The organism is Billgrantia ethanolica (genome assembly GCF_021404305.1).
GTDB lineage: Bacteria > Pseudomonadota > Gammaproteobacteria > Pseudomonadales > Halomonadaceae > Halomonas > Halomonas ethanolica.
In genome coordinates this window covers 1-331 of sequence record NZ_JABFTX010000034.1, presented here as the reverse complement: position 1 = coordinate 331, position 331 = coordinate 1, and the positions used below count along the sequence as shown (strand labels likewise).

Below are 331 nucleotides of genomic sequence, written 5' to 3'. Positions count from 1 at the left end.
CCGCGATTACGTACGACAATTGCCGGATACGCTTGAGACGTATCACTTTTGCTTTCTCCTTGCGGAGAAAACTTGTCAGCATGATTCACATTGTTAAAGAGCAGACTGTTCAGAGAACAGTCATAAGCCTGACATCGCAACACACGACGATGGCTTATGACTGCGGATCCGATCAGGTAAGACTGTGGGAAAATGACACATCAGGAAGTTTGGTGGAGCCAAGCGGGATCGAAGTCGTGCGCGACCCCGGGCTGACCACCTGACGTGCAAGGCAGGCGCTCTCCCAGCTGAGCTCCTTCAGTACTTTCCAAGGAAAGTGGTGGAGCCAAGC

1 protein-coding gene is annotated in these 331 nt (G+C 52.3%); it reads left to right on the top strand.

Annotation, left to right across the window (positions count from 1 at the left end; genetic code table 11):
* Positions 1-263: hypothetical protein (locus HOP53_RS21380; protein WP_234271874.1), on the top strand; the 263-nt coding region annotated here is incomplete at its 5' end.
* Positions 264-331 lie beyond the last annotated feature (68 nt).